This is a genomic window from Streptomyces sp. NPDC007162 (genome assembly GCF_040634175.1).
Lineage (GTDB): Bacteria > Actinomycetota > Actinomycetes > Streptomycetales > Streptomycetaceae > Streptomyces.
In genome coordinates, this window is record NZ_JBEYFC010000272.1 from 1 (window position 1) to 11764 (window position 11764).

General features: G+C 75.9%; 7 protein-coding genes and 1 pseudogene. 3 read left to right on the forward strand and 5 right to left on the reverse strand.

Annotation, left to right across the window (positions count from 1 at the left end):
- Positions 1 to 114: 114 nt before the first annotated feature.
- Positions 115 to 1431 (forward strand): MFS transporter, encoded by a 1317-nt coding sequence (locus ABZ646_RS27655; RefSeq protein ID WP_360524317.1) that lies wholly within the window; start codon positions 115 to 117, stop codon positions 1429 to 1431.
- Positions 1428 to 2318 carry a LysR family transcriptional regulator gene (locus ABZ646_RS27660; protein ID WP_360524320.1) on the forward strand — a complete coding sequence of 297 codons (891 nt, stop codon included), beginning with the start codon at positions 1428 to 1430 and terminating at the stop codon, positions 2316 to 2318. The genes ABZ646_RS27655 and ABZ646_RS27660 overlap by 4 nt, the downstream gene beginning before the upstream one ends.
- Positions 2319 to 2428: 110 nt before the next feature.
- Here the strand turns inward: ABZ646_RS27660 and ABZ646_RS27665 are convergent, their stop codons facing one another.
- From ABZ646_RS27665 to ABZ646_RS27685, 5 genes are all read right to left on the reverse strand, one after another.
- Positions 2429 to 2893 carry a DUF5709 domain-containing protein gene (locus ABZ646_RS27665; RefSeq protein ID WP_360524323.1) on the reverse strand — a complete coding sequence of 155 codons (465 nt, stop codon included), beginning with the start codon at positions 2891 to 2893 and terminating at the stop codon, positions 2429 to 2431.
- Between the two features lie 123 nt (positions 2894 to 3016).
- The gene (locus tag ABZ646_RS27670) at positions 3017 to 3967 is read right to left on the reverse strand and encodes a helix-turn-helix domain-containing protein (RefSeq protein ID WP_360524326.1); all 951 of its coding nucleotides are present in this window, start codon (positions 3965 to 3967) and stop codon (positions 3017 to 3019) included.
- Positions 3961 to 4962, reverse strand: a complete 1002-nt coding sequence (locus tag ABZ646_RS27675) for a helix-turn-helix domain-containing protein (protein ID WP_360524329.1) — start codon at positions 4960 to 4962, stop codon at positions 3961 to 3963. The genes ABZ646_RS27670 and ABZ646_RS27675 overlap by 7 nt, the downstream gene beginning before the upstream one ends.
- A 35-nt stretch (positions 4963 to 4997) precedes the next feature.
- Entirely contained in the window at positions 4998 to 6041 is a 1044-nt protein-coding gene (locus ABZ646_RS27680) for an alpha/beta hydrolase (protein WP_360524332.1), read from the reverse strand.
- Positions 6042 to 6138: 97 nt separating this feature from the next.
- Positions 6139 to 9108 (reverse strand): AAA family ATPase, encoded by a 2970-nt coding sequence (locus ABZ646_RS27685; protein WP_360524335.1) that lies wholly within the window; start codon positions 9106 to 9108, stop codon positions 6139 to 6141.
- A 183-nt stretch (positions 9109 to 9291) separates the two neighbouring features.
- Here ABZ646_RS27685 and ABZ646_RS27690 point away from each other — a divergent pair.
- A pseudogene (locus ABZ646_RS27690) lies at positions 9292 to 9765 on the forward strand (ATP-binding protein); the annotation flags it as partial.
- Positions 9766 to 11764 lie beyond the last annotated feature (1999 nt).

Here is an 11764-nt window from a genome sequence, read left to right on the forward strand (position 1 = left end):
CGGCGGTCCTGCTGCTCGGGCATCCCGGATCATCGCCCTGCGGTGGGAAGCACGGCGGGCGGCGCAGCGCTGTGGGGGTACGTGAGTTCACAGCCTCCTGTGAGGAAGGTCCCCGTGTCCCAGTCGTCGTCCGAAGTCAGCTCCCCGCGCCGGGAGGAACCCGCCGAGTCCGCCCACGGGGTGCCCGGCTGGCTGATCGCGCTGTTCGCCGTCGCCTCCGGGATGACGGTCGCCAACCTGTACTACGCCCAGCCGCTGCTGTCCGAGCTGCGCGGGGTCTTCCACATCGGCGAGTCCGCCGCGGGCGCGCTGATCACGCTCACCCAGGTCGGCTATGTGATCGGCATGGTCTTCCTGGTCCCGCTCGGCGACCGGCTGGAGAAGCGCGCTCTGGTCACCGCCCTGCTGACGGTGACCACGCTCGCCCTGGTGGCGGCTGGTCTGGCGACCGGGTTCCCCATGCTGCTGGCCGCCTCGCTGGTCAGCGGTGCCACGTCCGTGGTGGCGCAGATCCTCGTGCCGTTCGCCGCGAGCCTGGCGCCCGACCATGCCCGGGGCCGGGTCGTGGGCCGGGTGATGAGCGGCCTGCTGACCGGCATACTCCTGTCCCGCACGCTCAGCAGCCTGGTCGCCGGGATCGCCGGCTGGCGGGTCGTCTACCTCGGCTCGGCCGTGCTGATGGCTCTGCTGGCGGTGGCCCTGCGCGCCGCCCTGCCGCGGCACGCGCCGACCACGTCCGTGCCGTACCACCACGTGCTGCGCTCCACCGCCGCGCTGGTGCGCACGCATCCGGTGCTGCTCCGCCGCGGCCTCTACCAGGCGGCCATGTTCGGTGCCTTCAGCGCCTTCTGGACCACCGTCTCGTACGTCCTGACCGGGCCGCGTTTCCACTACTCCGCCGTCGGTGTCGGGGTGTTCGCGCTGGTCGGAGCGGCCGGTGCGGCCGTGGCACCGCTGGCCGGGCACTGGGCCGACCGGGGGTTGACCCGGCCGATGACCGGGGCCGCGCTCGGCGTCGCCGCGCTGGCCTTCGCCGTGGCCGGTCTCGGTCAGCACAGTGTCGTCCTGATCGGCCTCGCGGCCGTCGCCCTCGACATGGCGGTGCAGACCACCCTGATCCTCGGACAGCACACGGTCTACCAGCTTGACCCCCTGGCGCGGGCCCGCCTGAACAGCGCCTTCATCGCGATCTTCTTCATCGGCGGCGCCCTCGGCTCCCAGCTCGGCTCCCTCGCCTTCCGGGCGGCCGGCTGGGGCGCGGTGACCCTGTTCGGCGCGGCCCTGCCGACCCTGGCCCTCCTGTACTGGCTGACGGAACCGCGCCGGGGGGCGGGGCGGCGGTGTGCGCCGGTGGAGTCGGTGGGCGTGCCTAGGATGCGGCGGAGACCGTCGTCCGGCTCGGGCGGGTGCTGTGTCGGTGGGAGTGGATGATGGACCTGCGGCAGATGGAAGTCGTGGTCGCGGTGGCGGACGCGGGCGGGTTCACGGCGGCCGCACGGCAGCTGCACGTGGTCCAGTCCGCCGTCTCCGGTACGGTCCGCGCCCTCGAACGCGAGCTGGGCACCGCCCTGTTCACCCGGACCACGCACCGGGTCGGGCTCACCCCGGCCGGCGAGGCGTTCGTCCCGGCGGCCCGGCAGGCGCTGCGCGCCGCCGAGGCGGCCAGGGAGGCGGTCGACGCGGCCAGGGGCGAGCTGCGCGGCCGGGTGACGGTCGGCACGATGCAGGGTGTCTGGGCGGACCTGCACCTCGCGCTGGCCGCGCTGCGGGCCGAACATCCACGGGTGGGCGTCCGGTTGCGGCAGGCCGCGGTCACCGACATCCGGCAGGCGCTGCGCGAGGGCACGGTGGACCTGGCGGTGGTGGCGCTGGACCGGCAGCAGCAACGCGGGCTGGTGACCAGGCTGCTGTCCCGGGAGGAGATGGTCCTGGTGGCCTCGCCCCGCCGGAGTCTCACCGTGAGCGGCCCGGAGGACACCGTCGACCTGGCCGACATCGCCGAGCTGCCGCAGGTGGAGTTCACCCCCGGGTGGGCCATCCGGGACGCGGCCGACCGCTCGTTCCGGGCGGCCGGCGTCGAACGCGCCACGACCTTCGAGGTCAACGACATCGTGGCCGCGTCCGAACTGGTCCGGGCCGACCTCGGTGTCTGCATCATGCCGCCGACCATCGCCCACCGCTTCCCGGACCTGACGGCCTACCGGTTCGCCCGGTACGCGCCGAGCTGGAAGGTGATGGTGGTGCGACCGCCCGGCGAGCCCCCGGCGGCGGTCGCGGCCCTGCTACGGCACCTGAACCGACCACGGGGCCTGGATTGACCGCCAGACCTGAACCCGACCGTCGGCCCTGACCCCGGTCACCGAGCTCGAACCGACCACGGCCCCGAACCGACCACGGGCTACGGGGCCGCTCGGGGTCGGGGCTCGCGTCAGAAGGTGTCGGGCTCCGGGATCACGTGCATCGCGGCCTCCTCCGCCGACGCGCCCGCGCCGTCCAGACCCCGGTCGGAGGCGAACAGGTCGGAGTCGGTGACCTCGTGCGTTCCCTCGTCCGGTGCGAGGAGCCGTCCGGCACGGTAGTCGCCGACCTCGTCGTCGAGGAGCTCGCCGTCCGTGTCCCAGGCGTCGCCGATACCGTCGCCCTCCGGGACACCGAGGTCCGGCACCTCCTCGGCGAGGCGCTCGTCCAGGGTCTCGCCCCGCCGCGCCTCCGCCGCCGTCACACCGGTGTGCTCCACGGCCCAGGGTCGCTCCGGCGGCGAGTAACCCTCGTCCAGGGCCTCCTCGCCGGCCCGGTAGTCCAGGGTGTCCGCGGCGTCCAGCAGCCCCGCGTCGTCCTGCACCTCCGAACCGTCCGGCTGGTAGACCTCGTCACCCATCGCCTCGTCGGTCATGTCCGCTCCATCTTTCCCAAGGGGCAGCCCCACCCCGTCGACCCCAAGTATCGGCACGCCGGCCCCCGTCCCGCCCGCCGATCGTGAATCTGTGCGCTCCCGGAGCACGACAGGGCACTGTCGTCACTCCCCCTCGGCCGCCGCCCTCCGCCACTGCGCCGGTGACATCCCGTACGTCTCCCGGAAGGCCCGGCTGAAGTAGGAGGCGCTGGTGAACCCCCAGCGGGCCGCCACCGCGGCGATCGGCCGCCGGGCGGCGCCGGGTCCGGCGAGTTCCGCACGGGCCGCGGCCAGCCGACGGGCCCGCACCCAGGCCCCCATGGTGGTGCCGTGCCGCTGGAAGAGCCGGTGCAGGTAGCGCAGCGAGATGGCGTGCTGGTCGGCGATGTCCCGCGGGGCGAGGCCGGGTTCGCCGAGCCGGGCCTGGACCGACGCCGTGATCCGCTCCCACAGGGCCGACTCGGGCGGGTCGCCGATCCGCTCGACGGCGAGGGTGGCCAGGATCTCCGGGACGGCACGGGCGAGTTGCTCGCGCCGGAACACGCCGGCCCGCGCGACCTCGTCGACCAGCCCGTCGAGCAGCGGCAGCAGCAGCGCCGCCGCTCCCCCGGCGGTGGCGTCCACCACGGTGGCCGTGAGGGCGTGCAGCTGCCGTTCCTCCAGGCGCAGCAGGGCGCGGGGCACCATGAGGACCCGCGCCCGCTGCTGTTGCGGGAGCACGACGCGGAACGGGCGGCGGGCGTCGTGGAACGCCAGTTGCCCGGGCGTGAGTTCGGCGGTGCGGCCGTCCTGGAGCAGCAGGGCGGTGCCGTCCAGCTGCCGTCGGACCAGGATGTGGGTGCGCGGGTCGGCGGCGACGGTGCGGGCGTCGCGCAGGATCGCGCCGGGTCCGAACTCCTCGGTGGCGATCTGGAGGGCGCCCAGGCGTTCGGCGGCCAGGGTGCCGGTCCACGGGCGGTCGCGCGCCACGCCGACCTCGACGTCCACGAAGGTCCGTGACAGGGCTCGCTGCCAGGCGGCGAGGCGCTCGTCGGGTGCCGGTTCCCGGGCGGCACAGGTGACCGCGGTCAGCATGGCGCCCCGCCCGCCCGTACCCGGTCCAGCCAGTCGGTCGGGGACAGTCCGTAGGCGGTGCGGAAGGCCTTGCCGAAGCCGGCGGGGCCGCTGAAGCCCCAGCGCCGGGCGACCCGGCCCAGGTCGACGGAGCCGGGCGGCTGCGCGGCGATCTCCCGGCGGCACTCCCGCAGCCGCAGTTCGCGGATGAACCGGCACACGGTGGTGTCCTCGTCCTGGAACAGCCGGTGCAGGTAGCGGACCGAGATGCCGTGCGCCCGGGCGATGCCGGCCGGGCTCAGCCCGGGGTCGGACAGCTGCCAGCGGATGTACGTCCTGACGCGCAGCAGCAGGACACCGTCGGCGCCGGGCAGTTCGGCGGGGTCCTGCGCGAGCTGGTCCGCCGCGGTGGCCGCCACCAGGTCGATGACGCTCCCGGCCAGTCGCTCGGCCGTCGGTGTCGGGTACGACTCGGAGGTGTCCGCCAGCTGTTCCAGGAACGGCGCGAGCAGGGCGGGGAGGCCTCCGCCGGGGCGTATCGCGCGGCCGGTGAGCCGCCGCAGCTCGGCCTCCGGGAGGTCCAGCAGACGCCGCGGCACCGCGAAGATCCGCATCCGGAAGCGTTCCGGGAAGGCGGCGCGGAAGGGCCGTACGGTCTCGAAGAAACCGATGTCCCCGGCCCGCAGCTCGGTGCTGCGGCCGTCCTGTTCGGCCCGGGCGCGACCGGTGCTCTGGACGGCCACGAAGACCTGCTGTCCGTCGCCGCGGGCGATGAAGCGCGGCGCGCGGTGGACCACGCCGGGGTCGGCCTCCACCGTGGTGATCTGCAGCTCGCCGAGGCGGTCGGTGCGCAGGGTGGCGTCGTAGGTGCGGTCCTCGGTGGCGATGTCCATCCCCACCAGGGTGTCGAGCACGGCGTCGTGCCAGTAGTCCAGGCTCTCGCCCGGCGGCACCGAGCGCGTGGTCAGCACCCTGGTGCGGGGGCTCTCCTCGGGGGAGTCGATGACGGTCGGCATGGTGTCAGCTTCACCCGGCGGCGCGCGCCTGCGCATCAGTCGCCCGACTGGTCCTCGGTGGCCGCGCTGGTCGCTGCGGCCACCGCGGTGGCTCCCGTCCCGGGTGGCCGCGCGGGGTGCAGTCGGGTGCGCAGGAAGGCGCTGCCGGTGCGGATCGCGGCCCTGGTGGTCTCGCTGTCGGCCAGGGCGTGCAGCGCCACGAAGTCGTGGACGGTGCCGAGGAACCGTACGGACAGTGCCTCGACGCCCGCCTCGGACAGCAGCCGCGCGTACTGTTCGCCCTCGTCCCTGGCCACGTCGGCCTCGGCGGTGACGACCAGGGCGGGCGGCAGTCCCGCCAGCTCCTGCGGGCGGGCGCGCAGCGGCACCGCGGTGGGTTCGGCGCGCCGGGCCGGGTCGGTGACGTACCTCGCCCAGTAGGCGCGCAGTGCCCGGCGGGTGAGCAGGTGGCCGGTGGCGAACCGGTGTTGCGAGGCGCTGTCGCAACGGGCGTCGGTGAGCGGGTAGTAGAGGAGCTGCGCGGCGATCTCCGGGCCGCCCCGGAGCTTGGCCAGCATGGTCACGGCGGCGGCGAGGGTGGCACCGGCGCAGTCCCCGGCCACCGCCAGCCGGCCGGGGTCCAGCGCGAGTTCGCGGGCCTGGGAGACCACCCAGCTCAGCAGGGCGTAGCACTCTTCGAGGGCCACCGGGTAGCGGGCCTCGGGGGTGCGGCTGTACTCGGGGACGACGGCGCACACGCCGGCGTCGGTGACGAGTTCGCTGACGAGCCGGGCGTGGGTCTGCGCGTCGCCCAGGGTCCAGCGGCCGCCGTGCAGGTACAGCAGGACCGGGAGCGGTCCCGGCACCCCCGCCGGGCGGACCGTCCAGAAGCCGAGCAGCCCGGACGGGCCGACCGGTGCCGTGCGGAAGACCGCGTCCACCGCGAAGTCCTCGAACCGGTCGGCCTGTGTCTCCCGCAGCGCCTGCCGTGCGGTGTCCGGGCCGAGGTCGTCGAGGGCGGGCGGTGCGGCGGCGGCGCCGAGCAGGCGCCGTACGGCCTGGTCGAGGACGACGGCCGCGGCCGGCCGGCCGGATGTCACGGGCACTCCCGCGACCGGTGTCCCGACGTCATGAGCGTCGGTCCGGCCGGGGTTCTGGTGTCACGGGCTCTCCTCCGGCCGCGCTCCGTCGGCCCGCTCACCGGCCCTGCACCAGGTCACGGAGCTGGTGGCGGCTGCTGATGCCGAGTATGGGATACACCTTGTACAGGTGCGAGCCCACGGTACGCGGCGAGAGGAAGAGCCGCTCACCGATCTCCCGGTTCGACAGGCCGCCGGCCACGAGCTGGACGATCTGCCGCTGCTGAGCGGTCAGTTGCTCCAGCGGACCGGCGCCTTCGGGGGCCGGTGCGGCGCCGCTGGCGCGCAGTTCGCGGTGGGCGGCGTCCGCGAGGGTGCCCGCGCCGAGGTGTTCGGCGCTCTCCAGGACGGTGGTCAGCTGCCGGCGCGCCTCCCGGGTGCGGCGGGACCGGCGCAGCCAGATCGCGTAGGTGAGGCGGACGTGCGCGCACTCCCAGGGCCAGCGGTTCGCGCCGTGGTTGACGAGGGCGAGCTGGTAGTGCTGCTCGGCCTCGCTCTCCGGCCCGACCAGGGCGGTGGCGTGGTGCAGCAGCAGGGTCATCCTGGTGCTCGGGCGGTCGCCCTGGGCCGCCCGGACCCGCTCCAGGATCGGCAGGGCCTCGGCCGGGCGGCCGGTGCGCTGGGCGGTGACGGCGAGTTCGGCGATGCCGCGGGCCGACAGGTGGGGGTGCAGGGACGATCCGTCGGCGGTGAACAGACCGCGCAGGTGTCGCCAGCCGTCCTCCATGTCCCCGCGCAGGACGGCGACGAGGCCGCGGGCGCGCAGCAGCCGGGCGTGGGTGGCCCGGTTCTCCTGAAGGCAGACGGCACGCCAGACGGACGGGGTGAGGCGGGGTTCCGGGGAGGTGGCGCCGCGCAGCGCCCACAGGGTCAGGGCCTGTGCCTCCAGGTCGGCCGTCAGGCCCGGCAGCCGCAGGACGGCGGCCTCGGCGAGGGCGGCCTCGATGACGGCCCCGGCCTCGGTGAACCGCCCGACGGCCAGCAGGGTGTCCACGTGCGGGACGACCGACCAGCCGCGCAGTCCGAAGGCGCGGTCGGCCCTCAGCCGGTCGTCGGCCGTGCGCGACCGCCCCAGGTACGCGTCCGCCTCGTCGGCGTGGTGCGCCACCGCGGCGAGAACGGTCCGGACGACCGGTGCGTCCGGACCGCCGAGCGGGGTCCGCCGTGGCCGCCCGAGCCCGGCCAGCACTCCACTGGCGGTCTCGGGCCGCCCCACCACACCGACCAGCGCCCCCATGGCCCGCCGAGCCCCCGAGGAGTCCAGCCCGGCCAACGGCCCCTCCCCCTGGACCAGCCACGTCCCGTCAGCCGCACCAACCCCGCCGGCCTGCAGAGCCCCGTCAACCGCGTCAACCTGCCGATCCCGGTCGGCCACCCCGGCCGCACCAGCCTGCCGAACACCGTCGAACCGGCCCGTCCCGAGCCGACCAGGTTCGGCCTCACCAGCCCCAGCGCCCCCCTCGCCCCTCGCACTCTCCCCGACCCCCTCGGTCTGCTCGACCCCTTCGGGGCACCCGGTTCCGGGGGGCCGGCGCGCGTGGTCGAGCAAGGTCGGCAGGGTCGCCCTGTGTTCCGGCAGGCCTGAGCGGGCGGTGATGCCGGCGGCCAGGGTCGTGAGGGTGAGGGCGAGGGCCGGGTCGAGGGCGGGGAAGTGCTCCGAGGCGGCGGTCAGCAGCTCGAACGCCTCGCGCTGGGCGGACTCGTGGGAGAGGGCGGAGGCCAGGGCCCCGGCCGCCACGCACAGGAGTTCCGGGTCGGCGTCCTCCTGGGCGAGCCGTCCGTACAGCTCCCGTGTCCAGCCGGGATCCCCCACCGCGAACGCCGCCGTCAGTGCCGCGGCGAGCCGGCGGGCGCGTTCCGGGCGCCCCGGACTGAGCCGCGCCGCCTGCTCCAGGTCGCGCGCGGCCCGCACCGCGTCCCCGTGCCGCCAGGCGGACCCCTCCAGCGCCGCCGCGACGGACGCGTCCGCCCCCACGGTAGCGGCGGCCAGGTGGCGTGCCCTGGCCTCGGGCCGGGCGGCGACCTCCGCGAGGTCGCGGTGTGCGCGCTGGCGCTCGGCCGCGGGACGGCGCAGATAGGCGGCCGACCGCGCCAGCGGATGCCGGAAGTCGAACCGGTCCTCGGCGAGCACGACCAGCCCGGCGGCCTCCGCCGGCGCCCACACCGCGAGATCGCCGGCGCCCAGGGCGGCCATGACGGCGGCGACGCCCTCGTCCGGCTCCGCGGCCGCCGCGTACAGCAGGGCCCGGCTCGTCCCGGCGGGGAGCGCGTCGAGTCGTACGCCGAAGACGTGTTCCGCGGGCGCGTGCCGTACCGCCTGCGCGGGGCCGCGCGCGGCGCGGCCGAGTTCCACGAGGGCCAGCGGGTTGCCCGCGGCCTCGGCGAGGATCTCCAGGCGGTGCCTGCCGGTGGGCGGGAGCGGCTGCCTGTCGAGGAGGGCGGCTGCCGCGGCGTCGTCCAGGGGGCCCAGCCGCAGGGTCTCGGTACCGGGTGGCGGTACGGGCAGGGCCGCCTCGTGGCGGACGCCGAGCAGGAGCGTCAGCGCACGGCCGGCCAGCAACCGGGCCGCGGTGAACAGCGTGTCCAGGAAGGCGCGGTCGCACAGGTCGGCGTCGTCCACGCACACCAGCACCGGCCGGGCGGCACAGAGCCGGTCGAGCAGTGCCGTCACCGCTGCCGGCAGGTCCGCCTCGTCCGGGTGCACGTCCCCCGGTGGTACGGCCCGCGGCGCACGGTCGTCCGCCGCCGGCGACGACGCGAGGAGCTGCCGCAGGCAGGCGGGTACGGGCCGCGGGTCCCCGGCCCAGCCCTGCGCGGCCAGCACCAGTACGCCCTCGGCCCCGGCCCGCTCCCGGACGTGCCGGAGCAGCGTCGTACGCCCGATCCCCTCGTCGCCGAGGAGCAGCAGGGTCCCCGGGCTGCCGGGTTCGCGCCGTACGCACCGCAGGATCCGCTCGATCTCGCCGTCCCGGCCCAGCGGGGCGGTCCGGCTGCCCCGCGTGGTCCCCTCGGGTGGGTGGGCCGTCATTCACGTACTCCCGTGCCGGTGCGTTCTCCCTGGCCAGGGCAATCCTCGCGGAGTCCCGGCCGGCCCGCTTCCGTCATATGACCAGTCACCGCGGTACCGGTCACGCCGGTCGCCACTGGCAGGATGGACGCACCAGCGGCCCTACCCCTCACCCATATGGGCGCACAGACGAGAAGGACGTTCATGCACGGCGGCACCGACCATCCCCGCGAACCGCGCATCCTGGGCCGGGCCGCCGAACTGGCCCGCCTCGACCGGCTGCTCGCGGCGGTGGACGGCAGCGGTCCGCAGGTGCTGGTGCTGACCGGGGAGCCGGGGGCGGGCAAGAGCACCCTCGTCGACCGGGCGGCCGAGCGGGGCCGGGACCTGGGCCTGGGGATCCTGCGGGTGCGCGGCAGCGAGGGGGAGACGGGCCTCGGTCTGTCGGGGGTGCACCAGTTGCTGCACCCGCTGCTGCCCGGCGACGGGCTGCCCGCGGCCCAGCGGGAGGCACTGGACCGCGCCTTCGGTCCGGACGGGGCACGGTACGAGCTGAAGCTGGACCAGCTGTCCCTGTGCGTCGGTGTGCTCGGGCTGGTCACCGAGGCCGCTGCCCGCCGGCCGTTGCTCCTGCTGGTGGACGACGCCCAGTGGCTGGACCTCGGTTCGGTGGACGTGCTGGGCTTTCTCGCCCGGCGGCTGGAGGGCAGGCCGGTGGTGCTGCTGCTGGCCGCCCGCGAGGACGGCGTACCGGCCCGCTTCGACCGGGACTTCCCCCAGGTGACCGTGGGCCCGCTGAGCCGCACCGCGGCCGGGCTGCTGCTGGACGCGCAGCCGGATCCGCCCCGGGGCAAGGCACGGGCCGAGATCCTCCGGCAGGCGGCCGGCAATCCGCTGGCCCTGATCGAGCTGCCCCGTGCGCTGGCCCGCGGCCGGAGCGCGGGCGGCGGCCAGGGTGCCGCGGGTACCGCGCTGCCGCTCACCGCACGGCTGGAGAACCTGTTCGCCGCCGACCTGCCCGGTCTGCCCGCGCCCACCCGCCGGGCCCTGCTGCTGGTGGCCGCGGTCGGCGCGGCCCAACTGGCCGACCTGATACGGGCCGCACCGGATCTGGACGTCGTAGCGGCGCTGGACCCCGCCGAGCGGGCGGGTCTGGTGCGGGTGGCGGACGGCAGGGTGCTGCCGCGGCACCCGCTGGTGCGTTCGGCCGTCTACCACGCGGCGTCCTTCCACGAGCGCCGGCAGGCGCATCTCGCACTGGCCGCCGCGCTGACCGAGGAGCCCGACCGCCGGGCCTGGCAGCTGGCCGCCGCGGCCACCGGCCAGGACGCGGAGGTCGCCGACGCCCTGGCCGAGAGCGCCGAACGGGCCCGGGACCGGGGCGGGTACGCGGCGGCCGCGACCGCGCTGGAACGCGCCGCCGAGCTGACCCCGGCGCCGGACCTGCGCGCCCGGCGGCTGCTGACGGCCGCCCAGGCGGCGATGTTCGCCGGCCATCCGCAGTGGGTCGGCGAGATGAGCGGCCGGGTCGGTGGGATCACCGAGGATCCCCGGCTGCGTGCCGAGGCCTCGCTGCTGGGCGGCTGGGCCCTCGGGGTGACCCTCCGCCACGAGGAGGCGCTGACGCTGCTCCTCGGCGTCGCCGAGGCCTGCACGGCGCCGGCTCCGGGCCTGGCCCTGGACGCCCTGAGCACCGCCGCGACGTCCGTCTACAACTCCGGTGCGCCCCATTACCGGGAGGAGCTCCGCCGGATCGGCGGCCTGATCGACGGGGACGGCGACCCGGCGGGCCGCGCCTGGGTCCGGGCGGTCGTCGATCCGCATCGCGAACGGCCGCTGCTGATACGGCAGCTGGAGGAGGGACTCGCCGCCCTGGCCGGGGCGGAGACCCTCGGGAACCTCACCGCGCTGGGCGGCACGACCTGGATCCTGGACGAGACCGAGCAGGCGGTGCGCATCCTCGGGCGCACCATGGACCTGTTGCGGCGGGCCGGCAGCGCGGGTACCAACGCGACCGTCACCCAGGCGCTCGCCCTCGCGCTGTTCGAGAACGGCTCCTGGGCGGCGGCGCAGGACGCGGCGGACGAGGCGTTCTGGATGGCGACGGAGGCGGGCGCCGACAACGTGACGGTGGGCGCCCGTGTCCTGCGGGCCACCCTGAGCGCGCTGCGCGGCGACCACGCGACGGCCCGGACGCAGGCGGCGGAGGCCGTCCACGGCGCGGACCTGCGCCGCTCGCTGAGCCTTCAGGTCCGGCACCGGCACGCCGTGGGCATGGCCGCGTTCGTCGCGGGCGACCACGCGGACGCCTACGAGCAGCTGCGGGCGACGTTCACCCGGGACTTCCGCCCCGCGCCCGTCCACTACCACGCCTCGCTCTACGGCCTCGGCGACCTGGCGGCCGCGGCGGTGCGCGCCGGACGGGCGGACGACGCCCGCGCGGTGGTCGACGCCGTGGCACACGTCCTGAAGCCCGACCCCTCACCCCGTCTGGCGGCCGTGCTGAGCCGGGCCGCCGCGCTGCTGACCGACGCCGACGGGGCGGAACGGCACTTCCGCGCCGCACTCGACGACCCGGCCACCGACGCCTATCTTGACGATGACCGGCATCAGTACGTTGCTGACGGCGATGCCCATGAGCGCGAGCGCGCTGCCGGCCAGGAATCCGGCCGTGCCC

Excerpts from the sequence above, each read along its gene's own strand:
- ABZ646_RS27660 (WP_360524320.1), top strand. The coding sequence starts at position 1,428 with ATGATGGACCTGCGGCAGATGGAAGTCGTGGTCGCGGTGGCGGACGCG.
- ABZ646_RS27665 (WP_360524323.1), bottom strand. The coding sequence starts at position 2,893 with ATGACCGACGAGGCGATGGGTGACGAGGTCTACCAGCCGGACGGTTCG.
- ABZ646_RS27670 (WP_360524326.1), bottom strand. The coding sequence starts at position 3,967 with ATGCTGACCGCGGTCACCTGTGCCGCCCGGGAACCGGCACCCGACGAG.
- ABZ646_RS27675 (WP_360524329.1), bottom strand. The coding sequence starts at position 4,962 with ATGCCGACCGTCATCGACTCCCCCGAGGAGAGCCCCCGCACCAGGGTG.
- ABZ646_RS27685 (WP_360524335.1), bottom strand. The coding sequence starts at position 9,108 with ATGACGGCCCACCCACCCGAGGGGACCACGCGGGGCAGCCGGACCGCC.